The sequence below is a fragment of the Streptomyces sp. XM83C genome (assembly GCF_023072675.1).
GTDB lineage: Bacteria > Actinomycetota > Actinomycetes > Streptomycetales > Streptomycetaceae > Streptomyces > Streptomyces thermocoprophilus.
In genome coordinates this window covers 1-21903 of the sequence record NZ_JALLGL010000076.1, presented here as the reverse complement: position 1 = coordinate 21903, position 21903 = coordinate 1, and the positions used below count along the sequence as shown (strand labels likewise).

23 protein-coding genes and 5 tRNA genes are annotated in these 21903 nt (G+C 71.4%); 20 read left to right on the top strand and 8 right to left on the bottom strand.

Annotation, left to right across the window (positions count from 1 at the left end; genetic code table 11):
• The coding region (locus MTQ10_RS11575; protein WP_247465667.1) for a sensor histidine kinase at nt 1-3352 on the bottom strand (3352 nt) is incomplete at its 3' end.
• A 621-nt stretch (nt 3353-3973) separates the two neighbouring features.
• Between MTQ10_RS11575 and MTQ10_RS11570 the strand changes: the two genes are divergently transcribed.
• The 9 genes from MTQ10_RS11570 to MTQ10_RS11530 all read left to right on the top strand — a co-directional run bounded on the left by MTQ10_RS11570 (nt 3974) and on the right by MTQ10_RS11530 (nt 7973).
• Nucleotides 3974-4162, top strand: a complete 189-nt coding sequence (locus MTQ10_RS11570) for a hypothetical protein (RefSeq protein ID WP_247465664.1) — start codon at nt 3974-3976, stop codon at nt 4160-4162.
• Between the two features lie 121 nt (nt 4163-4283).
• The gene (locus MTQ10_RS11565; protein WP_247465661.1) at nt 4284-5069 is read left to right on the top strand and encodes a fumarylacetoacetate hydrolase family protein; all 786 of its coding nucleotides are present in this window, start codon (nt 4284-4286) and stop codon (nt 5067-5069) included.
• Nucleotides 5062-6543, top strand: a complete 1482-nt coding sequence (gene gltX / locus MTQ10_RS11560) for a glutamate--tRNA ligase (protein WP_247465642.1) — start codon at nt 5062-5064, stop codon at nt 6541-6543. The genes MTQ10_RS11565 and gltX overlap by 8 nt, the downstream gene beginning before the upstream one ends.
• Nucleotides 6544-6654: 111 nt before the next feature.
• Nucleotides 6655-7386, top strand: a complete 732-nt coding sequence (locus tag MTQ10_RS11555) for an HAD family hydrolase (protein ID WP_247465639.1) — start codon at nt 6655-6657, stop codon at nt 7384-7386.
• A gap of 92 nt (nt 7387-7478) precedes the next feature.
• Nucleotides 7479-7550, top strand: a tRNA-Gln gene (locus tag MTQ10_RS11550).
• Between the two features lie 21 nt (nt 7551-7571).
• Nucleotides 7572-7644: transfer RNA gene (locus MTQ10_RS11545), tRNA-Glu, on the top strand.
• Between the two features lie 62 nt (nt 7645-7706).
• Nucleotides 7707-7779: transfer RNA gene (locus tag MTQ10_RS11540), tRNA-Glu, on the top strand.
• 21 nt (nt 7780-7800) lie between these two features.
• Nucleotides 7801-7872, top strand: a tRNA-Gln gene (locus MTQ10_RS11535).
• A 28-nt stretch (nt 7873-7900) separates the two neighbouring features.
• A tRNA-Glu gene (locus MTQ10_RS11530) sits at nt 7901-7973 on the top strand.
• Between the two features lie 112 nt (nt 7974-8085).
• Here MTQ10_RS11530 and MTQ10_RS11525 read toward each other — a convergent pair.
• The gene (locus MTQ10_RS11525) at nt 8086-8730 is read right to left on the bottom strand and encodes a MerR family transcriptional regulator (protein ID WP_247465634.1); all 645 of its coding nucleotides are present in this window, start codon (nt 8728-8730) and stop codon (nt 8086-8088) included.
• A 38-nt stretch (nt 8731-8768) separates the two neighbouring features.
• Between MTQ10_RS11525 and MTQ10_RS11520 the strand changes: the two genes are divergently transcribed.
• On the top strand, nt 8769-9299 hold the full coding sequence (locus tag MTQ10_RS11520) for a DUF4188 domain-containing protein (protein ID WP_247465631.1): 531 nt from the start codon (nt 8769-8771) through the stop codon (nt 9297-9299).
• A 65-nt stretch (nt 9300-9364) separates the two neighbouring features.
• Here MTQ10_RS11520 and ndgR read toward each other — a convergent pair whose 3' ends face one another.
• A complete protein-coding gene (ndgR, locus tag MTQ10_RS11515) occupies nt 9365-10081 on the bottom strand; it encodes an IclR family transcriptional regulator NdgR (RefSeq protein ID WP_110631018.1) in 717 nt (238 codons plus the stop codon).
• Nucleotides 10082-10278: 197 nt separating this feature from the next.
• Here ndgR and leuC point away from each other — a divergent pair, with 197 nt between their 5' ends.
• The 4 genes from leuC (at nt 10279) to MTQ10_RS11495 (ending at nt 13645) form a co-directional block, all read left to right on the top strand.
• Nucleotides 10279-11709, top strand: a complete 1431-nt coding sequence (gene leuC, locus MTQ10_RS11510) for a 3-isopropylmalate dehydratase large subunit (protein WP_247465629.1) — start codon at nt 10279-10281, stop codon at nt 11707-11709.
• A gap of 6 nt (nt 11710-11715) precedes the next feature.
• Entirely contained in the window at nt 11716-12309 is a 594-nt protein-coding gene (gene leuD / locus MTQ10_RS11505; RefSeq protein WP_247465627.1) for a 3-isopropylmalate dehydratase small subunit, read from the top strand.
• A gap of 323 nt (nt 12310-12632) precedes the next feature.
• Nucleotides 12633-12863, top strand: coding sequence for a hypothetical protein (locus MTQ10_RS11500; RefSeq protein ID WP_247465624.1), 231 nt, complete (start codon nt 12633-12635; stop codon nt 12861-12863).
• A gap of 137 nt (nt 12864-13000) precedes the next feature.
• The gene (locus MTQ10_RS11495) at nt 13001-13645 is read left to right on the top strand and encodes an HU family DNA-binding protein (RefSeq protein ID WP_247465622.1); all 645 of its coding nucleotides are present in this window, start codon (nt 13001-13003) and stop codon (nt 13643-13645) included.
• Nucleotides 13646-13777: 132 nt separating this feature from the next.
• On the opposite strand, the gene MTQ10_RS11490 is transcribed toward MTQ10_RS11495, so the two are convergent.
• Both MTQ10_RS11490 and cofC read right to left on the bottom strand, forming a co-directional pair.
• Nucleotides 13778-13981: a hypothetical protein gene (locus MTQ10_RS11490; protein ID WP_247465620.1), complete on the bottom strand. Its 204-nt coding sequence runs from the start codon at nt 13979-13981 to the stop codon at nt 13778-13780.
• A 123-nt stretch (nt 13982-14104) separates the two neighbouring features.
• Complete coding sequence (cofC, locus tag MTQ10_RS11485) at nt 14105-14743, bottom strand: 2-phospho-L-lactate guanylyltransferase (protein ID WP_247465617.1); 639 nt, start codon at nt 14741-14743, stop codon at nt 14105-14107.
• A 167-nt stretch (nt 14744-14910) separates the two neighbouring features.
• Here cofC and MTQ10_RS11480 point away from each other — a divergent pair, with 167 nt between their 5' ends.
• From MTQ10_RS11480 to MTQ10_RS11470, 3 genes are read left to right on the top strand one after another with little or no spacing between them, the layout of a single operon-like run.
• On the top strand, nt 14911-15735 hold the full coding sequence (locus tag MTQ10_RS11480; RefSeq protein ID WP_247465614.1) for a lysophospholipid acyltransferase family protein: 825 nt from the start codon (nt 14911-14913) through the stop codon (nt 15733-15735).
• Nucleotides 15732-16742, top strand: coding sequence for an NAD(P)H-dependent glycerol-3-phosphate dehydrogenase (locus tag MTQ10_RS11475; RefSeq protein WP_247465610.1), 1011 nt, complete (start codon nt 15732-15734; stop codon nt 16740-16742). Before MTQ10_RS11480 ends, MTQ10_RS11475 begins: the two co-directional genes overlap by 4 nt.
• Nucleotides 16743-16801: 59 nt before the next feature.
• Nucleotides 16802-17959 (top strand): D-alanine--D-alanine ligase family protein, encoded by a 1158-nt coding sequence (locus MTQ10_RS11470; RefSeq protein WP_247465608.1) that lies wholly within the window; start codon nt 16802-16804, stop codon nt 17957-17959.
• A 22-nt stretch (nt 17960-17981) separates the two neighbouring features.
• Here the strand turns inward: MTQ10_RS11470 and MTQ10_RS11465 are convergent, their stop codons facing one another.
• Nucleotides 17982-18464: a DUF3515 domain-containing protein gene (locus MTQ10_RS11465; protein WP_247465605.1), complete on the bottom strand. Its 483-nt coding sequence runs from the start codon at nt 18462-18464 to the stop codon at nt 17982-17984.
• A gap of 20 nt (nt 18465-18484) precedes the next feature.
• Complete coding sequence (locus MTQ10_RS11460) at nt 18485-18718, bottom strand: Lrp/AsnC family transcriptional regulator (protein WP_189949729.1); 234 nt, start codon at nt 18716-18718, stop codon at nt 18485-18487.
• 218 nt (nt 18719-18936) lie between these two features.
• On the opposite strand from MTQ10_RS11460, the gene MTQ10_RS11455 reads away from it, so the two are divergent.
• Nucleotides 18937-19902 carry a thiamine-phosphate kinase gene (locus MTQ10_RS11455; RefSeq protein ID WP_247465602.1) on the top strand — a complete coding sequence of 322 codons (966 nt, stop codon included), beginning with the start codon at nt 18937-18939 and terminating at the stop codon, nt 19900-19902.
• Nucleotides 19899-20696, top strand: a complete 798-nt coding sequence (gene thiD / locus MTQ10_RS11450; RefSeq protein ID WP_247465599.1) for a bifunctional hydroxymethylpyrimidine kinase/phosphomethylpyrimidine kinase — start codon at nt 19899-19901, stop codon at nt 20694-20696. Before MTQ10_RS11455 ends, thiD begins: the two co-directional genes overlap by 4 nt.
• Before the next feature lie 124 nt (nt 20697-20820).
• Here thiD and rpmB read toward each other — a convergent pair whose 3' ends face one another.
• The gene (gene rpmB, locus MTQ10_RS11445; protein ID WP_003993230.1) at nt 20821-21006 is read right to left on the bottom strand and encodes a 50S ribosomal protein L28; all 186 of its coding nucleotides are present in this window, start codon (nt 21004-21006) and stop codon (nt 20821-20823) included.
• Between the two features lie 267 nt (nt 21007-21273).
• On the opposite strand from rpmB, the gene MTQ10_RS11440 reads away from it, so the two are divergent.
• Nucleotides 21274-21903: DAK2 domain-containing protein (locus MTQ10_RS11440; protein WP_247465594.1), on the top strand; the 630-nt coding region annotated here is incomplete at its 3' end.

The window sequence follows — 21903 nt, the reverse complement described above, 5'->3', positions numbered from 1 at the left end:
CCTCCGGCTCGGGGCGGGCGGGACGCTGCCGCGGCGCCGGACGCTCCGGCTGGGGGTAGCCGTAGCCGCCGGTCTGCGGGCGCTCGAACTGGCCGGTGCCGGAGGAGTCCGTACGGCCGCCCGGCAGCGCGTGCTGCCCGGTGGACGACATGTCCTGGGCGGGCGCCGGGTACTGGCCGGTGGAGCCGTTGTCGTAGGCCTGCTGGGCGGCGAACTGGCCGGTGGAGGCGTTGTCGTAGCCCTGCTGGACCGGGAACTGACCGGTGGAGGCGTTGTCGTAGCCCCGCTGGGCGGGGAACTGGCCGGTGGAGCCGTTGTCGTAGCCCTGCTGCGGCCGGCCGTCGCGACCCGCGGGGGCCGGGGTGTTCTGACCGGCCGGGGCGCCGAAGACGTCGGAGCGCACGAACTGCTCGTCGCCGCCGCGGCCGGCGGGGCTCGGCGCGTCGAAGTCCGGGCGGGCGAACTCGGAGGTGCTGCCGGGGCCCTGGCGGTCGCCGCCGATCGCCGGGAACTCCGCGGTGGCGCCGGGACCCTGCCGGTCGTCGGCGCGCGGCTCCTCGTGGCCGCGCGGGGCGTCCAGCGAGGCGCGCGGCACGGCCGGCTGCGCGGCGTCGTCGCTCCAGCTGGGCGTACGCGGCTGCGCGGGGCCGCCGGGCAGCTCGGCCCGGGCACCGCCGCGCGGCGGCAGCTGCGGCTGACGGCCGCCACGACGGCCCTGGGGCTCGGCCGGGGCCTCGGCGCCGCGCTTGCGGCGTCCGCCGCCGAACATGTCCTGGCCGGTCGCCGGGGTGTCCGCGGCCTGGAGGCCCTGCGGGGCGCCGGCGTCCTGGAAGGCCTGGTTGCCGGGCCGGCCCGTGCCGGTGCCCTGCGTGCCCTGCGCGGGGGCCGGGGCCTGACCGCCGAAACCGGCGCCGGCCGCGGCGGGACGCTGCTGCGGGGCACCCGGGCCCTGCGGGCCGCGGGCACCGCCCGGCGCACCGGGACCGCCGGGACGGCCGCCGTCACGGCCGGGCAGCGCGGCGCGCGGACCCTGGCCCGCGCCGAGCCGGCCGGCGCCCGCGGCGGCACCGGCGCCGAGCGCGCCGCCGCCCTGCTGGGCCTGGCGGCGGGCCGCCGCGGCACCGGCCGCGGCCTGCGCGGCGGCGGGACCGCCGGAGCCGCCCTGGCCGGGCTTGGCCGGGGGCTTCTTGCCGCCCTGGGCGACGTCCACGGGCAGCATGACCAGCGCGGTCGTACCGCCGGAGTCGGACGGGCGGAGCTGGATGCGGATGCCGTGGCGCTGCGACAGACGGCCGACCACGAACAGACCCATGCGGCGGGAGACGGAGACGTCCACGGTGGGCGGCGAGGCGAGCCGCTCGTTGATCGCCGCGAGGTCCTCGGGGGAGAGGCCGATACCGGTGTCGTGGATCTCGATCAGCACGCGGCCGTCGGGCAGCGCGTGACCGGTCACCTTGACCTTGGTCTGCGGCGAGGAGAACGAGGTCGCGTTCTCCAGCAGCTCGGCGAGCAGGTGCACGAGGTCGTTGACGACGCGGCCGGCGACCTCGGTCGCGGGCACGGACGCCAGCTCGATGCGCTCGTACTGCTCCACCTCGGAGGCGGCGGCGCGGAGCACGTCGACCAGCGGGACCGGGCGGGTCCAGCGCCGGCCGGGCTCCTCACCGGCGAGGACGAGGAGGTTCTCACCGTTACGGCGCATACGCGTCGCGAGGTGGTCGAGCTTGAACAGCGAGGACAGCTGGTCCGGGTCGGCCTCGCGGGACTCCAGCTCGGAGATGAGGGACAGCTGGCGCTGGATCAGACCCTGGGAGCGGCGCGAGAGGTTGGTGAACATCGCGTTGACGTTGCCCCGCAGCAGGGCCTGCTCGGCGGCGAGGCGGACCGCCTCGCGGTGCACGTCGTCGAAGGCCGCGGCCACGCGGCCGATCTCGTCGCGGGAGTGCACACCGACGGACTCCACGGACGTGTCGACGTCCTGCGGGTCGGATTCGGAGAGCTGCTTGACCAGCTCGGGCAGGCGCTCGGAGGCGACCTTGGTGGCGGTCTCCTCCAGCCGGCGCAGCGAGCGGATCATGGAGCGGGCCACGACGAACGCGCCGACCAGGGACACGCCGAGGACGAGCAGGATGAGCGCACCGGAGATGATCGCCTCGCGCTCGGACTCGGCCCGCAGGGCGCGCGCCTTCTGCTCCATCTCGTCGAGCAGCTGGTGCTCGATGTTCTTCATCTGCTGGATCTTGGTGGAGCTGTCGTCCACCCAGTCGCGGTAGGACCGCTTGTCCAGCTTCTTCAGGCCGTCCTTGCCGCTGAGCGCGCGGCTCGCGTACAGGTCGGTGGCCTCGATGGTCGGGTTGCCCTTGGTGATGGGCTTGAGGAGTTCCGCCGCGCGCTCGTTGCCGTAGATGGCCTCGAAGGTGGCGGTCTCGGAGGCCTCGGTGTCCAGCGCCGACTGGGCGTAGGCGCGGTCGTTCTCCGACAGGTCGCCGAACGTGGTGTTGTTGGCGGGGAGCGCGGCGGCGATGATCGCGCGCTGCACGGACGCGTACTCCTTGGCGGAGGAGAACGCCGCGAGGGCGCGGGTGCGCTGGATCATCTCCGGGTTGCTGGTGGCCTGGGCCATGTCCTGGGAGAGGTCCAGCAGGTGGGTGATGAGGCGGTGGTAGGCCTCGACGGTCTGGGTGGCGTTGCCCTCGGCGGAGAAGGCGGACTGCCGGATGGTGCCGAGGTTGTTCAGGTCGCGGGCGATGCCGATGACGCTGTCGCGGACGCCCTGGAGGTTGCCCTCGTTGCTCGCCTTGTCGATGGCGTCGGAGGCCTTGAGGAAGTTGGTCTTGGCCCGGTCGGTGCGGGTGCGGTAGCCGGCGACGGTGTAGTCGGAGGTGCTCTTGTGGGCGAGGGGACCGGCGGACTGGTCGCGCTCGTCCTGGAGGGCGGCGGCCAGCTCGGTGGCCTGCTTGGTCATCTCGGTCAGCAGCTTCATGTTGTCGAGCTGCTGCATGTCTTCCATGGACTCGTTGATGCGCAGGGCGCCGAGGGTGGTCGCGGCGACCACGGGCAGCGCGAGCAGCGAGACCAGACGGGTGGAGATGCGCCAGTTGCGCAGGGCTATTCGTGAGCCGGGGCCGCTGGGTCCCTTGGGCGGCTTCACCACGGGGGCGGTGGGCGGAGTGGTGCCCGGCGGCGTGGCGGACGCGCCGGGGCGTCCGGAGCGGTCGCCGGCGTCGCCGGTCGGGGCCGGGCCCGGGTTCTGGGCGTGCTGGGGCGAAGAGCTGCCGGCCATGGGGCCAGTCCCGCCGTGCGGCTCCGGCTCCGCCGAAGCGCTGCCATCCCTCTTGAAACGTCCCTGCACTAGCGTCGCAACCTCTGGACCAGGCGCCCCTCCGGGTGAACGGAAAGGGCGGTGTCGGCGTTGTGGGGAGCGTCCTGAACACGCCCCCCGGGTGGTCTTGAGTGACCGGCGCTGGCTCCCCCTTCTCGCCGCCACTCGGCGCTGTGTGCGCCCTGCGCGCCGGCTCGATCCCGCGGCGGTCCGTGGCATTCCAGCACAGTGCAGGATCTCCAACAAGGCTCGTGGACCCACCTGTGACCTCTGTGACATTTCGTGAGGGGGAAGTCACGGCGTGTGCAAAGGGATAGGGCATAAACCGGACAGATCAGAACGAGCCGTCGGGTGGTCGTCGTGTGGTGGCAGGTGTCCCAGTCGCCATGATCAGGAGCGGAATGAGAGCTTCAGGGGCGGAATGTCCCTTTCGGGGCCGCTGAACGTGAGTCTGGATTGACCGATTTGAGTCACGAATCGTGACCAAACTCACACAGACCTCATGGTCCCTCCACCCCGCACCTGGGAATGCGCACCTTTAATCTGACGCTTTACAAAAAGCAACAGTCTGGTAATGACGCGCCCGTGGGATAGGTTGATCCGGCTCAGGATCCCCCCACCGCGCCCGACACGACGAGGTTCATTTCAACAGTGAAGACGACGATGATGTTCCACAGGATCGCCAACCCGCGCCGTACGACGCTGGCCCACCTGAAGGACACCGGCGAACTCCAGACGCCGGCCCGGCCGGAGCACCCCGTCGAACTTCCGACGCAGACCGCGAACCCCAAGCGCACGATCCTCAAGGAGATCCCCGTCGCGGCCGGCTCCGCGCAGTGACCTCCCCCGGACACCGAGGGCGCCCGTCGAACGACGGGCGCCCTTCGTCGTATGTCCCGCGTTAGCCTGGAGCGTCAGACTCCAGCCAGCTCAGTGACAAGTTAAGGGGCGCAAGGATCCCGTGCGCATCGCCAGGTTCTCCATCGACGGGAACGTAGCCTTCGGCGCGGTCGAGGGCGACAAGCCGGACGAGCTCGTCCTCGACATCATCAAGGGCATCCCGTTCGCGGACCATGAGCTGTCCGGTACGAAGGTGCCGATGAGCAAGGTCAGGCTGCTGCCCCCGGTGCTCCCCAACAAGGTCGTGGCCTTCGGCCGCAACTACGCCGAGCACGCGCGCGAACTGGGCAACGAGGTCCCCGACGCGCCCTTCGCCTTCTTCAAGCCGTCCACCTCGGTGATCGGCCCCGGCGACGCCATCCAGTACCCGCCGTTCAGCGAGGACCTCCACCACGAGGCCGAGCTGGCCGTCGTCATCGGCCGCATGTGCCGCGAGGTCCCGCGCGAACGCGTCGCCGACGTGATCTTCGGCTACACCTGCGCCAACGACGTCACCGCCCGCGACGTGCAGAAGCGGGAGAAGCAGTGGGCCCGCGCCAAGGGCTTCGACACCTCCTGCCCGCTCGGCCCCTGGGTGGAGACGGACATCGACCTGAAGACCGCCTCCGACCTGACCGTCCAGCTCACCGTCAACGGCGAGCAGCGCCAGCTCGGCCGCACCAGCGAGATGATCCACTCCATCGAGGATCTGATCGTCAACATCTCCGAGGCCATGACCCTGCTCCCCGGCGATGTGATCCTCACCGGCACCCCGGCCGGAGTCGGCCCCCTCAACGTCGGCGACGAAGTCGCCGTCACCATCGAAGGCATCGGCACTCTCACCAACAAGGTTGTCAAGCGTGGCTAGCGCATCCGCCCCAGTCCGTGTCCGTTTCTGCCCCTCGCCCACCGGTAACCCCCATGTGGGCCTGGTCCGCACCGCCCTGTTCAACTGGGCCTTCGCGCGCCACCACCAGGGCACCCTGGTGTTCCGCATCGAGGACACCGACGCCGCCCGCGACTCCGAGGAGTCGTACAACCAGCTGCTCGACGCGATGCGCTGGCTCGGCTTCGACTGGGACGAGGGCCCCGAGGTCGGCGGCCCGCACGCCCCCTACCGCCAGTCGCAGCGCATGGACATCTACGCCGACGTCGCGCGCAAGCTCCTCGACGGCGGCTACGCCTACCACTGCTACTGCTCCCAGGAGGAGCTGGACAGCCGCCGCGAGGCCGCCCGCGCCGCCGGCCGGCCCTCCGGCTACGACGGCCACTGCCGCGAGCTGACCGACGAGCAGATCGCGCGGTACCAGGCCGAGGGCCGGCAGCCCATCGTCCGCTTCCGGATGCCCGACGAGACGATCACCTTCACCGACCTCGTCCGCGGCGAGCTGACCTTCACCCCGGAGAACGTCCCGGACTACGGCATCGTCCGCGCCAACGGCGCCCCGCTGTACACCCTGGTCAACCCGGTCGACGACGCGCTGATGGAGATCACCCACGTCCTGCGCGGCGAGGACCTGCTCTCCTCCACCCCCCGCCAGATCGCCCTGTACAAGGCGCTGATCGAGCTGGGCATCGCCAAGGACATCCCGCACTTCGGCCATCTGCCGTACGTGATGGGCGAGGGCAACAAGAAGCTCTCCAAGCGCGACCCGCAGTCCTCCCTGAACCTCTACCGCGAGCAGGGCTTCCTCCCCGAGGGCCTGCTCAACTACCTCTCCCTGCTCGGCTGGTCCCTCAGCGCCGACCAGGACATCTTCTCCGTCGAGGAGATGGTCGCTGCCTTCGACGTGAAGGACGTCAACCCCAACCCGGCCCGCTTCGACCTGAAGAAGTGCGAGGCGATCAACGCCGACCACATCCGCATGCTCGACGTGAAGGACTTCGCCGAGCGCTGCCGCCCCTGGCTCAAGGCCCCCTTCGCGCCCTGGGCGGCGGAGGACTTCGACGAGGCCAAGTGGCAGGCGATCGCCCCGCACGCGCAGACCCGCGTGAAGGTCCTGTCGGAGATCACCGACAACGTCGACTTCCTCTTCCTCGCCGAGCCGGTCTTCGACGAGGGCTCCTGGAACAAGGCGATGAAGGAGGGCTCGGACGCCCTGCTGCGCACCGCCCGCGAGAAGCTCGAGGCCGCCGACTGGACCTCGCCGGAGTCGCTGAAGGAGGCCGTCCTGGCCGCCGGCGAGGCGCACGGGCTCAAGCTCGGCAAGGCCCAGGCCCCGGTCCGCGTGGCCGTCACCGGCCGCACCGTCGGACTGCCCCTGTTCGAGTCCCTGGAGGTCCTGGGCAAGGAGAAGTCCCTGGCCAGGATCGACGCGGCCCTGGCGAAGCTCACCGCGTGAGCGTGCACGACCTGTGACCCCGAGGGGCGGCGGCCGGTACGGCCCCGCCCCTCGGGCGTTCTCGCGGGCACCCCGGCCTGATCCCGTCGCGGGGCGGGCTAGGGTCGCCCCATGGGGATCGAGGCCGTGGTGTGGGACGTCGACGACACGCTGTTCGACTACACGAGCGCCGACCGGGCGGGGATGAACGCGCATCTGGTCGCCGAGGGGCTGCTGGAGACGTACGCCACGGCCGAGGCGGCCCTCGCCCGCTGGAAGGAGGCCACCGAGCTGCACTGGGGCCGCTTCGCGGCGGGCGAGGTGAGCTGGGAGGGACAGCGGCGCGACCGGGTGCGCACCTTCCTCGGCGCCGAGCTGAGCGACGCCGAGGCCGATGCCTGGTTCGAGCGTTACATCGGTCACTACGAGGCCGCCTGGGCGTTGTTCCCGGACGTGCTGCCCGCCCTGGACGCCCTCGCCGGCGGCTACCGGCACGCGGTGCTGTCCAACTCCAGCCTCACCGTCCAGGACCGCAAGCTGCGCGTCCTCGGCGTGTACGACCGCTTCGAGACGATCCTTTGCGCGGCCGAGCTGGGCGTATCCAAACCCGAGGCCGCCGCCTTCCACGCCGCGTGCACGGCCCTCGGTCTCGCCCCGCACCAGGTCGCCTACGTCGGTGACCACCCGGAGATCGACGGGCGCGGCGCCGCCGAGGCCGGACTGCTGTCGGTGTGGATCGACCGTGACGGGTCCCTCACCGGCGGTGACGCGCCCCAGGGCGTCCACCGGATCGCCGGCCTCGCCGAACTCCCGGCGGTGCTCGGCGCCGATACCCGTTTTGGAGCCCGGTCGACCTTCAGGTAATGTTCTTCCTGCGCCGCCGGGGAGCGGGCCGAAAGGCCGGGACCCGGAGGAGCAGACTAGAACGAGATCCCCCGCAGGGGCTTGAGTTCCAGTGGCCTATGGTGTAATTGGCAGCACGACTGATTCTGGTTCAGTTAGTCTTGGTTCGAGTCCAGGTAGGCCAGCTCGCAGAGCTTATCTGCAAAGCCCCCGTTGTGTAGCGGCCTAGCACGCTGCCCTCTCAAGGCAGTAGCGCCGGTTCGAATCCGGTCGGGGGTACAGATCCTTCCCGCGAGGACAGCCCGGGTAGCTCCCACTGTCGTCGATGCAGGATCGCTAGGGCCCCCGTTGTGTAGCGGCCTAGCACGCCGCCCTCTCAAGGCGGTAGCGCCGGTTCGAATCCGGTCGGGGGTACTGACTGGTCTAAACCATCATTGGTCTATGGTGTAATTGGCAGCACGACTGATTCTGGTTCAGTTAGTCTTGGTTCGAGTCCAGGTAGACCAGCTCGGACCTGCGGAAACGCAGAGTCCACGCCCCCGTTGTGTAGCGGCCTAGCACGCCGCCCTCTCAAGGCGGTAGCGCCGGTTCGAATCCGGTCGGGGGTACAGAGGACGAAGGCCCTCCAGTTCGCTGGGGGGCCTTCGCCGTGTCCGGGGGCCTCGGCGGGCTCGCGGGCCGGTCGGCGTCCCCGGCGGCCCGCACACCGGCCCGCCGACCTCATTCGATGCCGTACCGCCGGGCCGTCTCCTCCGCCTGCGCCAGCCGGTGCAGCGCCTGGAGCATCGGCTCCACCAGGATCGCGCCCAGCACCGCCGTCTCCACCAGCTCCGCCTCCGACGGCTGCGTCTCCACGAAGTCCAGGTCCAGCACCGCAGCCCGGTGCATCAATCGCGCGTAGTCCAGCAGCAGTTCCGGGTCCCAGTCGTACCCCAGCCGGCGCAGGGTGGCCAGCGCCACCACCAGTGAGCGGAACGCCGGCGCCGCCGGGGCCACCATCGCGGCGTACGACCAGCCGAGCCGCTCCAGCAGCGTGCGCGCCACCTGTGTCGCCCCCTGCACGAACGCGTCCTCCGCGTCCGGCTCCGGCACCTGCGGCAGCGCCCAGGTCGCCGACCGCAGACGGCCCGTACGGCCCAGGGACTCGTCGTCGATGTGCCCCAGCACCTCCCGCACCGTCGCCACCGGCAACCCGCCCACCTGCACCATCGCCCGCACCAGCCGCAGCCGGCGCAGATGCTCCTCGTCGTACTCGGCCGTCGTGCGGTTGATCTGCCGGCCCGGCGGCAACAGCCCCTCGCGCAGGTAGTACTTGATCGTCGCGGTGGACAGCCCGCTGCGCTCGCTCAACTCGGCCAGTCGCATCCCTTGCGCTCCTTGTTGGATACCGGCACTATCCAAGCATGAGCCCGAAACGTGCAGGAGTGAGCCGCGCCACCGCGGACGCCACCGGCGAGGTGGTCGTCCTGCTGATCGGCATGCGGATCAATCGGTTCTGGGCGGTGCACGAATGGCTGCCCGTGCTGCTCGCCATGCCCCGGATGCTGGCCGAGCTGAAGAAGGCCCCCGAGCGGGGACTGCTCTCCCATGTGCTGCTCACGGCCTCCCCGCGGACGTACTACGTGGTCCAGTACTGGGAGTCCAAGGAGAAGCTGTACGCCTACGCGACCGCCCCCGACGGCCTGCACCACCGCGTCTGGGCGCTGATCAACCGCAAGGAGAAGGGCGGACGGCTCGCGGGCGGGGTCGGCCTCTGGCACGAGGCGTACATCGTGCCGGAGGGCAACTACGAGGCGATCTACGCGGACATGCCGCCCTTCGGGCTGGCCGCGGCGCACGGGCAGGTGCCGCTGGAGCGGCGCGGCCGGTTCGCCAGGGACCGGTTCGCGTACCGCTCCGGGGCGGCGGCGGAAAGAGTCGACGAAGCCGGCTGACCGGGGGGAGTGGCGGAGGGCCTGTCGCGGCGTTGGGGCAGGCCCTCCGCACCACCACGGATCGGTCAGCCGGAGCGGCGCAGGGCCTCCGACAGGCGAGCCGCCGCGTCGATGACGGCCTGCGCGTGCATACGGCCGGGGTGACGCGTCAGACGCTCGATCGGGCCCGACACCGACACGGCGGCCACCACGCGGTTGGACGGGCCGCGCACCGGCGCCGAGACGGACGCCACGCCCGGCTCGCGCTCGCCGATCGACTGCGCCCAGCCGCGGCGCCGTACGCCCGACAGGGCCGTCGCCGTGAAACGGGCGCCCTGCAGACCGCGGTGCAGCCGCTCCGGTTCCTCCCACGCCATGAGGATCTGCGCGGACGAGCCGGCCTTCATCGTGAGCGTCGAACCGACCGGGACCGTGTCCCTGAGCCCCGACAGCCGCTCCGCCGCGGCGACACAGATACGCATGTCGCCCTGCCGACGGTAGAGCTGCGCGCTCTCGCCCGTGACGTCACGGAGGTGGGTGAGCACCGGGCCCGCCGTCGCCAGCAGCCGGTCCTCACCGGCCGCCGCGGCCAGTTCTGCCAGACGCGGGCCGAGAATGAACCGGCCCTGCATGTCCCGTGCCACCATGCGGTGGTGTTCCAGCGCCACGGCCAGGCGGTGGGCCGTGGGTCGTGCCAGTCCGGTGGCCGTGACCAGACCCGCGAGGGTGGCCGGACCGGACTCCAGAGCGCTCAGGACGAGGGCCGCCTTGTCCAGAACGCCGACGCCGCTACTGTTGTCCATGCAACGATACTCGCGTCTCACTCTGTGAAACGCAAGTACGTATTTCCGTGGAACGCGCCACTCTGGAGGCGCGAAGGCACAGCGGCCCGCGGATCAACGGGCCTGGTGGCGGCCGTCCGGACGCAGGGCGCGGACATCCGCCGCCTCAAGATCTCTAGTTGGGTCGGCGGACAAGATCCCCGGCCGGAGGGAAAGCGATGGGTAGGACACTCGCGGAGAAGGTCTGGGACGACCACGTCGTCCGGCGCGCCGAGGGCGAGCCCGACCTCCTCTACATCGATCTGCACCTGCTGCACGAGGTGACCAGCCCGCAGGCCTTCGACGGCCTCCGCAAGAGCGGACGCAAGGTGCGCCGCCTCGACCTCACCATCGCGACCGAGGACCACAACACCCCGACCCTCGACATCGACAAGCCCATCGCCGACCCCGTCTCCCGCGCCCAGTTGGAGACGCTGCGCAAGAACTGCGCCGAGTTCGGGGTACGGCTGCACCCGCTCGGCGACGTCGAGCAGGGCGTCGTGCACGTCGTCGGCCCCCAGCTGGGCCTGACCCAGCCCGGTATGACCGTGGTCTGCGGCGACTCCCACACCTCCACGCACGGCGCCTTCGGCGCGCTGGCGTTCGGCATCGGCACCTCGCAGGTCGAGCATGTGCTGGCCACCCAGACTCTGCCCATGGCCCGCCCCAAGACCATGGCGATCACCGTCGACGGCGAGCTGCCCGAGGGCGTCACCGCCAAGGACCTGATCCTGGCGATCATCGCGAGGATCGGCACCGGCGGCGGCCAGGGCTACGTCCTGGAGTACCGCGGCTCCGCCATCGAGAAGCTCTCGATGGAAGCCCGCATGACCATCTGCAACATGTCCATCGAGGCCGGCGCCCGCGCGGGCATGATCGCCCCCGACGAGACCACGTTCGCCTACCTCAAGGACCGCCCGCACGCCCCGCAGGGCGCCGACTGGGACGCGGCCGTCGAGTACTGGCGGACGCTGCGCACCGACGACGACGCCGAGTTCGACGCCGAGGTCGTGATCGACGCCGCCGAACTGTCGCCGTTCGTCACCTGGGGCACCAACCCCGGCCAGGGCGCGCCGCTTTCGGCGAACGTCCCCGACCCGGCTTCGTACGAAGACGCCTCGGAGCGCCTGGCCGCCGAAAAGGCCCTGGAGTACATGGGGTTGGAGGCCGGTCAGCCGCTGCGCTCCATCAAGGTCGACACGGTCTTCGTAGGCTCCTGCACCAACGGCCGCATCGAGGACCTGCGCGCCGCCGCCGAGATCCTGAAGGACCGCAAAGTCGCCGACGGCGTACGGATGCTGGTCGTCCCCGGCTCCGCGCGGGTGGGTCTGCAGGCCGTCGCCGAGGGCCTGGACGTCGTCTTCAAGGAGGCCGGCGCCGAGTGGCGGCACGCGGGCTGCTCCATGTGCCTCGGCATGAACCCGGACCAGCTGGCGCCGGGCGAGCGTTCCGCCTCCACCTCCAACCGCAACTTCGAGGGCCGGCAGGGCAAGGGCGGCCGTACCCACCTGGTATCGCCGCAGGTCGCGGCCGCCACGGCGGTCCTGGGCCATCTGGCCTCCCCGGCCGACCTCACCGACGCCGCCACCCGTACGCCCGCTGGAGTCTGATCAGTCATGGAAGCTTTCACCACGCACACCGGCCGGGCCGTCCCGCTGCGCCGCTCCAACGTCGACACCGACCAGATCATCCCTGCTCACTGGCTGAAGAAGGTCACGCGGGACGGGTTCGAGGACGGGCTGTTCGAGGCCTGGCGCAAGGACCCCGAGTTCGTCCTCAACCGGCCCGAGCGGCAGGGCGCCACGGTGCTGGTCGCCGGCCCCGACTTCGGCACCGGCTCCTCCCGTGAGCATGCCGTCTGGGCGCTCCAGAACTACGGCTTCAAGGCCGTGATCTCCTCCCGCTTCGCCGACATCTTCCGCGGCAACTCGCTGAAGAACGGCCTGCTCACGGTCGTTCTGGAGCAGAAGACCGTGGACGCGCTGTGGGCGCTGACCGAGGCCGACCCCACGGCCGAGGTCACGGTGGACCTTCAGGCGCGCGAGGTGCGCGCCGAGGGCATCACCGCCTCCTTCGAGCTGGACGAGAACTCCCGCTGGCGGCTGCTGAACGGCCTCGACGACATCTCCATCACGCTGCGGAACGAGGCGGACATCGCCGCGTACGAGCAGAAGCGTCCGTCGTACAAGCCGCGCACGCTGCAGGTCTGAACCAAGTCGCCCGGCGTTCCCCGGACGGCGGCACCGGATCCGGCCGGATCCGGTGCCCCGGAAGGCCGGACGCAGGGCGACTTTCGGCCACCGCGACACCCCTTCTGTACCCCCGATCGAGCCCGATCGGGGGTACAGGCGTGTCTGGGCCCGTACGGCCGTGCGCGCCATGTCGCCGATCCCCAACTCCCCTTCTGGCGTGCGAAGTTGCCGTCCCGCCCGAGGCCTCTGGGCGCTGCTTCGCATGGTGTCGGAACGCCCGTACGAGGCGGCAGTTGCCCCCTGGGCGGGCGACAACTCGCCCCAGATGGCACAATCTGTGCATGGGACACGACGGCCAACTCGAGCTCTACGCGGCAGTCGCGGACCGACTCAAACAAGCGCACGCCTCAGTGCGCGCACTGCAAGTCCCGGAGAGCGTACGGATGGCGCTGACCCGGAAGCTGCTGGTCATTACGGCCGCGGCCAAACACGATCTCGCCGGTGCGGCAAGGCGTCTGGAGGGGTTCATGGCGGACCTGGACGCGGGGCGGCTCCCTGAAGAGGACCGCTGATCACGTCCGAGACAGCCGAGTTCGTTGCGGCGCACGGGTGATAAGCCCGTTTCGTGTTTGATTTGCGGTATATATCTGCCTAACGTGCGAAAAAGCTTGAACACTTTCGTTCGGGCAATGTCTCCGAAGGGGAAGACGTGAACAAGGCGCAGCTCGTAGAAGCGATTGCCGACAAGATGGGTGGCCGCCAGCAGGCCGCCGATGCTGTCGACGCGGTCCTGGACGCCATCGTCCGCGCGGTCGTCGCTGGTGACCGGGTCTCGGTCACCGGGTTCGGTTCCTTCGAGAAGGTCGACCGCCCCGCCCGCTACGCCCGCAACCCCCAGACGGGCGAGCGGGTTCGGGTCAAGAAGACGTCCGTTCCGCGTTTCCGCGCCGGACAGGGCTTCAAAGACCTGGTCAGCGGGTCGAAGAAGCTCCCGAAGGGTGACATCGCCGTCAAGAAGGCCCCCAAGGGCAGCCTGAGCGGCGGGGCCACCGCCACGGTCAAGAAGGCCGCCGCGAAGAAGGCCACCACCAAGACGGCCGCCGCCAAGAAGACCACGGCGAAGAAGACCACCGCCAAGAAGACCACGGCAGCCGCGAAGAAGACCACCGCCAAGAAGGCCCCGGCGAAGAAGACCACCGCCGCCGCCAAGAAGACCAGCGCGGCGAAGAAGACCGCCACCGCGAAGAAGACGGCGGCCAAGAAGGCCCCGGCGAAGAAGGCGACCGCCAAGAAGGCCCCCGCCAAGAAGTCGACGGCTCGCAAGACCACCGCCAAGAAGACCACCGCCCGCTGAACCGCGGACCGCAGGGACACTCACGCGCCGGGCCGGACTCCCCAGGGAGCCCGGCCCGCGGTGTGCCCGGGGAACGTGCGGGGACCGGCCCGCCGCCGGGCCGCGCGGGCCAAGGGCCCAGGGGCGGGAGCGTCAGAACGTCTGGAGCGTGACCAGGGTGACCCTGCGGGACGCACCCTCGCCCTGTGTCTCGATGCGCACCCGCTGCCCGGGACGCAGCAGCCGCAGCCCGCCCGCGTCGAAGGCCTGCGCGTCGAAGGGGACAGGGGTGCCGTCGTCGAGCAGCACCTGTCCGGAACGGGTGTCCGGGTCGTACGTGTATGCGGTCGCCTGCATGCGCCGAGCCTACTGCGCCCGAAGGGGCACCCGCCGCGATCCCGCAACGCCCCGGCCCTGCACCGCCCCGTCGCCTCGGCCCAGCAGCGCCCGGAACCAGCCGAAGGGCTCCGGCCCGCCCCCTCAGCAGCCCTGCGCCGCCAGTCCCGCCGACGCCGCCGCCGTGTGCGGACCCACGCCCAGTGCCAGCGCCGCCCTGAGGTCGTCGCCCGTGTCCACGTCCCGGCGCACGGAATCCACCCCGGCCGGCGACAGTTCCACCGCCCCCGACCGCCGGTGCCGTACCCGGGAATCCGCGCCGAACTCCGGCCGCAAAGCGTGACCGGGCGCCGCCGACAGGAACGTCGTGCCGATTTCCGGTGCGTCCGGCAGGAAAGCGCGCGGGAATTCCCCGGCCGCCTCCAGCACACGCGCCAATTCCGCCGGCCGCAGCGCCGGAAGATCCGCGTTGAGGGCGGCCACCGCCCCGCCGGGGCGTCCGGCGCGTACGACCGCCTCGGCGTGCGCCAGTGCGACGTTCAGCCCGCCGCCCGGCTCGTCGGCGACGATCCGCGCGCCCAGCTCCGCCAGCGCGCGACCTGCCCGCGCGTCCCCCGTGACGACCGCCACATCCCGCACCCCCGGCGCGGCCAGCGCCGCGGCCACCGTGTCCTGCGCGAACGCCAGCGCCAGACCCGGGCGCGTATCGCCGGGCGCCGTGTCCGCGAGTCGGCTCTTGGCCTGCGCCAAGGGCTTCAAGGGGATGACCAAGGTCCACTGCACCGACGTACCGCCCCTTCCGTGTCGCGGCCATTGTCACCCAGCTGTCACCGGGACGATCCGGCAGCCGGGACGGCGGGGCGTACGGTGTTCTCGACAGACCGGCGGCCTGGGGCGACACTTGTGCGGCCCCCGGGCCCCCGGTGGCAGCTCGACAGGAAGGTGTTCGCGTGCCCCGCCGCAGAATCGGCTTCTGGTACCGCTTCGCCGCAGTGATCTGCAAACCCCCGCTGGTGGCTCTGCTCAAGCGGGACTGGCGCGGAATGGAGCACATTCCGGCCGAGGGCGGATTCATCACCGTGGTGAACCACAATTCGCACGTCGACCCCTTCGCGTACGCGCACTTCCAGTACAACACCGGACGGGTTCCGCGTTTTCTGGCGAAGAGCGGGCTTTTCAAGAAGGGCTTCGTCGGCGCGGCGATGCGCGGCACCGGGCAGATCCCCGTCTACCGCGAGTCCACCGACGCCCTCAGCGCGTTCCGCGCCGCCATCGAGGCCGTCGAGCGCGGTGAGTGCGTCGCCTTCTACCCCGAGGGCACCCTCACCCGCGACCCCGACGGCTGGCCCATGACCGGCAAGACCGGCGCCGCCCGTGTCGCCCTCCAGACCAAATGCCCGGTCATCCCGGTCGCCCAGTGGGGCTGCAACGAACTGCTGCCGCCGTACGCCAAGAAGCCGAACCTCCTGCCGCGCAAGACGCACCACGTCCTCGCCGGCCCGCCCGTGGACCTCTCCCGGTTCTACGACCAGGAGATGACCGCGGAGGTCCTCAAGGAGGCCACCGAGGCCATCATGGACGCCATCACCCGCCAGCTGGAGGAGATCCGCGGCGAGAAGGCGCCCGAGACGCGGTACGACCCGCGCCGTGAGCGCATCGAGCAGCGCCGCCGCACCGAGCAGCAGGCCAGGGACCGGGCCAAGGGCCCGGCCCGCGGCGAGACCCAGACACGCACCGAGACACCCGGCACGCGGGCGGAAGGGCAGGGCACGTGAGCACACCCGTCCGGGCCGCCGTCATGGGCACCGGCTCCTGGGGGACCGCCTTCGCCATGGTCCTCGCCGACGCCGGCTGCGACGTCACCCTGTGGGCGCGCCGCGCCGAGGTCGCCGACGCGGTCAACTCCACCAGGACCAACCCCGACTACCTGCCGGGCGTCGAACTCCCGGAGAACGTCCGCGCCACCGCCGACGCGGCCGAGGCCCTCGCCGACGCCGACTTCACCGTCCTCGCCGTGCCCTCGCAGACCCTGCGCGCCAACCTCGCCGCCTGGACGCCGCTGCTCGCGCCGGGCACCGTGCTCGTCTCCCTGATGAAGGGCGTCGAACTCGGCACCACCATGCGGATGAGCGAGGTCATCGCGGACGTCGCCAAGGCCGGCCCCGAGCGGGTCGCCGTCGTCACCGGGCCCAACCTGGCCCGCGAGATCGCCGCGCGGATGCCCGCCGCCGCCGTCGTCGCCTGCACCGACGAGGCCGTCGCCCAGCGCCTCCAGGCCGCCTGCCACACGCCGTACTTCCGGCCGTACACCAACACCGACGTCGTCGGCTGCGAACTGGGCGGCGCCGTGAAGAACGTCATCGGCCTCGCCGTCGGCATCGCGGACGGCATGGGCCTCGGCGACAACGCCAAGGGCTCCCTCATCACCCGCGGCCTCGCCGAGACCACCCGGCTCGGTCTCGCCATGGGCGCCGACCCGCTCACCTTCTCCGGTCTCGCCGGCCTCGGCGACCTCGTCGCGACCTGCTCCTCGCCGCTGTCGCGCAACCACACCTTCGGCACCAACCTCGGCAAGGGCATGACCCTCCAGGAGACCATCGCGGTCACCAAGCAGACCGCCGAGGGCGTCAAGTCCTGCGAGTCGGTGCTGGATCTGGCCCGTCGGCACGGCGTCGACATGCCGATCACCGAGACGGTCGTCGCGATCGTCCACGAGGGCAAGCCCCCGGTGGTCGCCGTGAAGGAGCTGATGTCGCGCAGTGCGAAGCCCGAGCGACGCTGAGCGAGCAGGCGGCGCCGGACGCTGACTCGCGCCCTACGGACGGGTACGCTCATCGCGATATGAGCACCGAGAACCTCCCCCAGAGCCCTGAGCAGCAGCCCCGCAAGCCGCGTGTGGCCGTCGTGTTCGGTGGGCGCAGCTCCGAACACGGGATCTCCGTGGTCACCGCCGGCGCCGTCCTCAAGGCCATCGACCGGACGAAGTACGACGTCCTGCCGATCGGCATCACTCAGGACGGCCGGTGGGCGCTCACGGCCGACGAACCGGAGCGCATGGCGATCAGCGATCGCCGTACGCCCCGCGTCGAGGAGCTCGCCGAGTCCGGCGAGGGCGGCGTGGTGCTCCCCGTCGACCCCGCCAGCCGCGAGGTCGTCTACAGCGAACCCGGCTCCGTGCCCAAGGCCCTCGGCGAGGTCGACGTGGTCTTCCCGGTGCTGCACGGCCCCTACGGCGAGGACGGCACCCTCCAGGGCCTCCTCGAGCTGTCCGGCGTGCCGTACGTGGGCTCGGGGGTGCTCGCCTCGGCCGTCGGCCAGGACAAGGAGTACATGAAGCGGGTGTTCACCTCCTTCGGGCTCAAGGTCGGCCCGTACGTGGTGATCCGGCCCCGCGAGTGGCAGCAGGACGAGTCCGCCGCCCGCAAGAAGATCGTCGACTTCGCCGGTGAGCACGGCTGGCCGCTGTTCGTGAAGCCCGCCCGCGCCGGCTCCTCCATCGGCATCACCAAGGTCGACGACCTGTCCGGTCTGGACGAGGCGATCGCCGAGGCGCAGCGGCACGACCCGAAGATCCTCGTGGAGGCCGCACTGCGGGGCCGTGAGATCGAGTGCGGTGTCCTGGAGTTCGAGGACGGCCCGCGTGCCTCCGTACCGGCGGAGATCCCGCCGCCGGACGCGCACGCCTACTACGACTTCGAGGCCAAGTACATCGACTCCACGCCCGGCATCGTCCCGGCGCCGCTCACCGACGAGGAGACCGCGGAGGTACGGCGGCTCGCGGTGGAGGCGTTCGAGGCGGCGTCCTGCGAGGGTCTGGTCCGCGCGGACTTCTTCCTCACCGAGGACGGCGAGTTCGTGATCAACGAGATCAACACGATGCCCGGTTTCACGCCGATCTCCATGTACCCGCAGATGTGGCAGGCGACCGGCATCTCCTACCCGGAGCTGGTGGACCGCCTCGTCCAGGCGGCACTGCGCCGCTCCACCGGACTGCGCTGAACCGTTCCGGCGCCGGACACGACTAGTCGGCGATCCCTTCGGGGATCGCCTTCTTCACGGCCGGCGCCAGGTCCACCAGAGGGGCCATGCCGTTCTCGACGCGGGCGGCGGGGATCGTCACCTCGACGTACGCCTTCCGCAGCGTCGTGGTGAACCGGAACGAACCGTCCCGCTGCTTCTGCAACAGCCAGCCGACGCCGTCCACCTCGACGCCGTCGGCGTCCTCGTCGTTCATCTCGGCGGGCCGTTCCACACCGCAGCGCAGTATGATCGCCGGGTCCCCCCACCCCGCGGTCAACGCGGACGCGGGCGCGGGATCCCGGCGGTCCTGACCGTCCACCTCGGACGGCAGAGCCCGGTCCAGGTTCCGGCACAGCCCGGATGCCTCGGCCCCCGGCGAGGGAACCGCAGCCGCCGCGCTGTCGTCTGCCGTTGAGCAGCCCGCGGTGGCGACCAGCAGGACGAGCGCGGGCAGGCCGAGGGGCCGGTGACGGAAAATGCTCACCGGCCAAGGGTAGACGGGGGCTACAGATGAACGACCGGGCAGGTCAGGGTGCGGGTGATGCCGTCCACTTGCTGGACCTTGGCGACCACCATGCGGCCCAGGTCGTCGACGGTGTCGGCCTGGGCCCGGACGATGACGTCGTACGGTCCTGTGACGTCCTCGGCCTGGATGACTCCAGGGATCTTGCTGATCGTGTCGGCGACGGACGACGCTTTGCCGACTTCCGTCTGGATCAGGATGTACGCCTGTACCACGGAACCTCCAGGGCGGCCACGAGGATCATGTGGGGAAAAGGAACGCCACGGTATCGCGTCGCCGGTCGCCACGGGGAGACCCGCGGGACCCGGCACCCGCGTGCCGGGGTGCACAGGCACCGGAAACCGGCGGTCCCGGCGGCCGTCACAACGACCGTATCGAGGACACTGGTCGTGCGCGACCGGGATCGGACAGAGGCAGAAGGGGAGCAAGGGCGATGAAGGGCACTGTTGGTGAGCTCGGGGAGTTCGGGCTCATCAGGGAGCTCACCTCCCGTCTCACCACCACCCCGGCGGTCCGGGTGGGCCCCGGCGACGACGCCGCGGTGGTGGCCGCGCCCGACCGCCGGGTCGTGGCCAGCACCGACATCCTCGTGGAGGGCAGGCACTTCCGCCGCGACTGGTCCACGGCCTACGACGTCGGCCGCAAGGCCGCCGCGCAGAACCTCGCCGACATCGCAGCGATGGGCGCCGTGCCCACCGCGCTGCTGCTCGGCCTGGTCGTCCCCGCCGAACTGCCCGTGACCTGGCCGACGGAGCTGATGGACGGGCTGCGCGACGAGTGCCAGGTCGCGGGGGCCGCCGTCGTCGGCGGTGACGTCGTACGCGGTGAGACCATCACCGTGTCCATCACCGCGCTCGGCGACCTGCGCAACCAGGAGCCCGTCACGCGCGCCGGCGCCCAGCCCGGCGACCTCGTCGCCGTCACCGGCTGGCTCGGCTGGTCCGCCGCCGGGTACGCCGTGCTGTCCCGCGGCTTCCGCTCGCCGCGCGCCTTCGTCGAGGCCCACCGCCGCCCCGAGCCGCCCTACCACGCGGGTCCGGCCGCCGCCGCGCTCGGCGCCACCGCGATGTGCGACGTCAGCGACGGGCTCATCGCCGACCTCGGGCACATCGCCGAGGCCAGCAAGGTCCGTATCGACATCCGCTCCGGCGCGATCGACATCCCCACCCAGATGAACGACATCGGGCAGGCCGTCGGCGTGGACCCGCTGCAATGGGTGCTGACCGGCGGCGAGGACCACGCGATCGTCGCGACGTTCCCGCCCGACGTGAAACTGCCCGCCCGCTGGAAGGTCATCGGCGAGGTCCTCAACCCCTCCGCGCTGCCCCAGGTCACCGTGGACGGCGCCCCCTGGACCCGCAAGGGCGGCTGGGACCACTTCGGGGACATCGAGTCGTGACCGCCCCGCCCCGCGTCCTCACCGTCGCCGGCTCCGATGCCGGCGGCGGCGCCGGCATCCAGGCCGACCTGAAGACCATGCTCGCGCTCGGCACCCACGGCATGAGCGTGATCACCGCGGTCACCGCGCAGAACTCCCTCGGCGTGCAGGGCGCGTGGGAGCTGCCCGCCGACGCCGTCCGCGCCCAGTACCGCAGCGTCGTCGACGACATCGGCGTCCAGGCCGTGAAGACCGGAATGCTGGCCTCCGCCGAACTCGTCCGCACCGTCGCCGAGTTGATCGCCGCGACGGACGCCCCGGCGGTCGTCGACCCGGTCGGCGTCTCCAAGCACGGCGACCCGCTTCTCGCCGCCTCCGCGCTGGACTCGGTCCGCACCGCGCTGCTCCCGGCGGCCACCGTCGCCACCCCCAACCTCGACGAGGTCGCGCAACTCACCGGCGTCCGTGTCGAGTCCGAACGGGACCTGCGCAAGGCCGCGGACGCGATGCTGGGGTACGGGCCGCGGTGGGTGCTGATCAAGGGCGGCCATCTCGCGGGGGACGCCGTGGACCTGCTGACCGACGGCTCCGAGGAGCACTGGCTGCGCGCACCCCGCCACGACAACCGGCACACCCACGGCACCGGCTGCACCCTCGCCTCCGCCGTGGCGTGCGGGCTCGCCAAGGGCCTGACAGTGCCGGAGGCGGTCACCGAGGCGAAAGAGTACGTCACCGGCGCCATCGCGGCCGGGTTCGCCCTCGGTGCCGGGATCGGCCCGGTCGATCACGCGTGGCGGACCCGGCGGGACGGCTGAGCGCGGGGGCATGCAAAAAGCCGGTCCACACTCGGTGGACCGGCTCGATGCTGACCGGGCAGTGGCCGCGCGATGATGGGGGTCCCCCCTGCTCGAGCGGAGCCGAGAGCCTGGGGGGTGAGCGTCAGCGCGAGACCTTGCCGGCCTTGATGCACGAGGTGCAAGCGTTCACGCGCTTCGGCGTCCCGCCGACCACGGTACGCACACGCTGGATGTTCGGGTTCCAGCGACGGGACGTACGGCGGTGCGAGTGCGAGATGTTGTTGCCGAAGCCCGGCCCCTTGCCGCAGACGTCGCAGTTGGCAGCCACGGGTCACTCCAAAGACTTCAGATGCACTTACGGTCGATCCCGGCATGCCGGGATCGCGATCCCAGGACTTTAGTCGACCTGAGACCGGAGTGGCGTTGCCAGGGGAAATACGCCCGATCGGATCGGGCAACCGGAGCAGCATACAACGACTGCGCCAGTACAACGAAACTACCATGGCAGCTCAGAGGCCCGCCCCCGGCCCTCTTCCGGAGGGCACCACCCCGAGGTCTACGCTGCGTCCCACGTCCGGAGCTCAAGGAGGCGCAGGTGGCGCAGGTGCCGCAGACATTCTTCGATGCTCTCGCGGTGCGCACCTGGTGCGGCCTCGCACTGGACGCGCTCGGGCGGGCCCGCGAGGAGATCGACGCGATCAACGTCTACCCCGTCGCCGACGGGGACACCGGCACCAACCTGTACTTCACCGTGGAGTCCGCAGCGGCGGCCGTCGAAGCCGTGTTCGCCGGGTACGAGACCGCCGGCGCCGGCCCCTCGCTCACCGACGCCGTCCGGGCCATGGCCCACGGCGCGCTGATCGGTGCCCGCGGCAACTCCGGGACGATCCTCGCCCAGCTCCTGCGGGGCATGGCCCAGGTCCTCGCCGACACCGCCCCCGCCGACGGGCGGGCCCTGCGCCTCGCCCTGCGCCGCGCCGCCGACTCCGCCCGGCAGGCCGTCGCCCATCCCGTCGAGGGGACCGTCCTGACCGTCGCCTCCGCCGCCGCCGAGGCCGCCGACCGGGCCGACGGCGACTGCGGGACCGTGGCCCGCGCCGCCTACGAAGGCGCCCGCACCGCCCTCGCCGCCACGCCCGGGCAGCTGGCCGCGCTGGAACGCGCCGGGGTCGTGGACGCGGGCGGGCGGGGGCTCGTGGCGGTGCTGGCGGCGCTGGTGGAGACG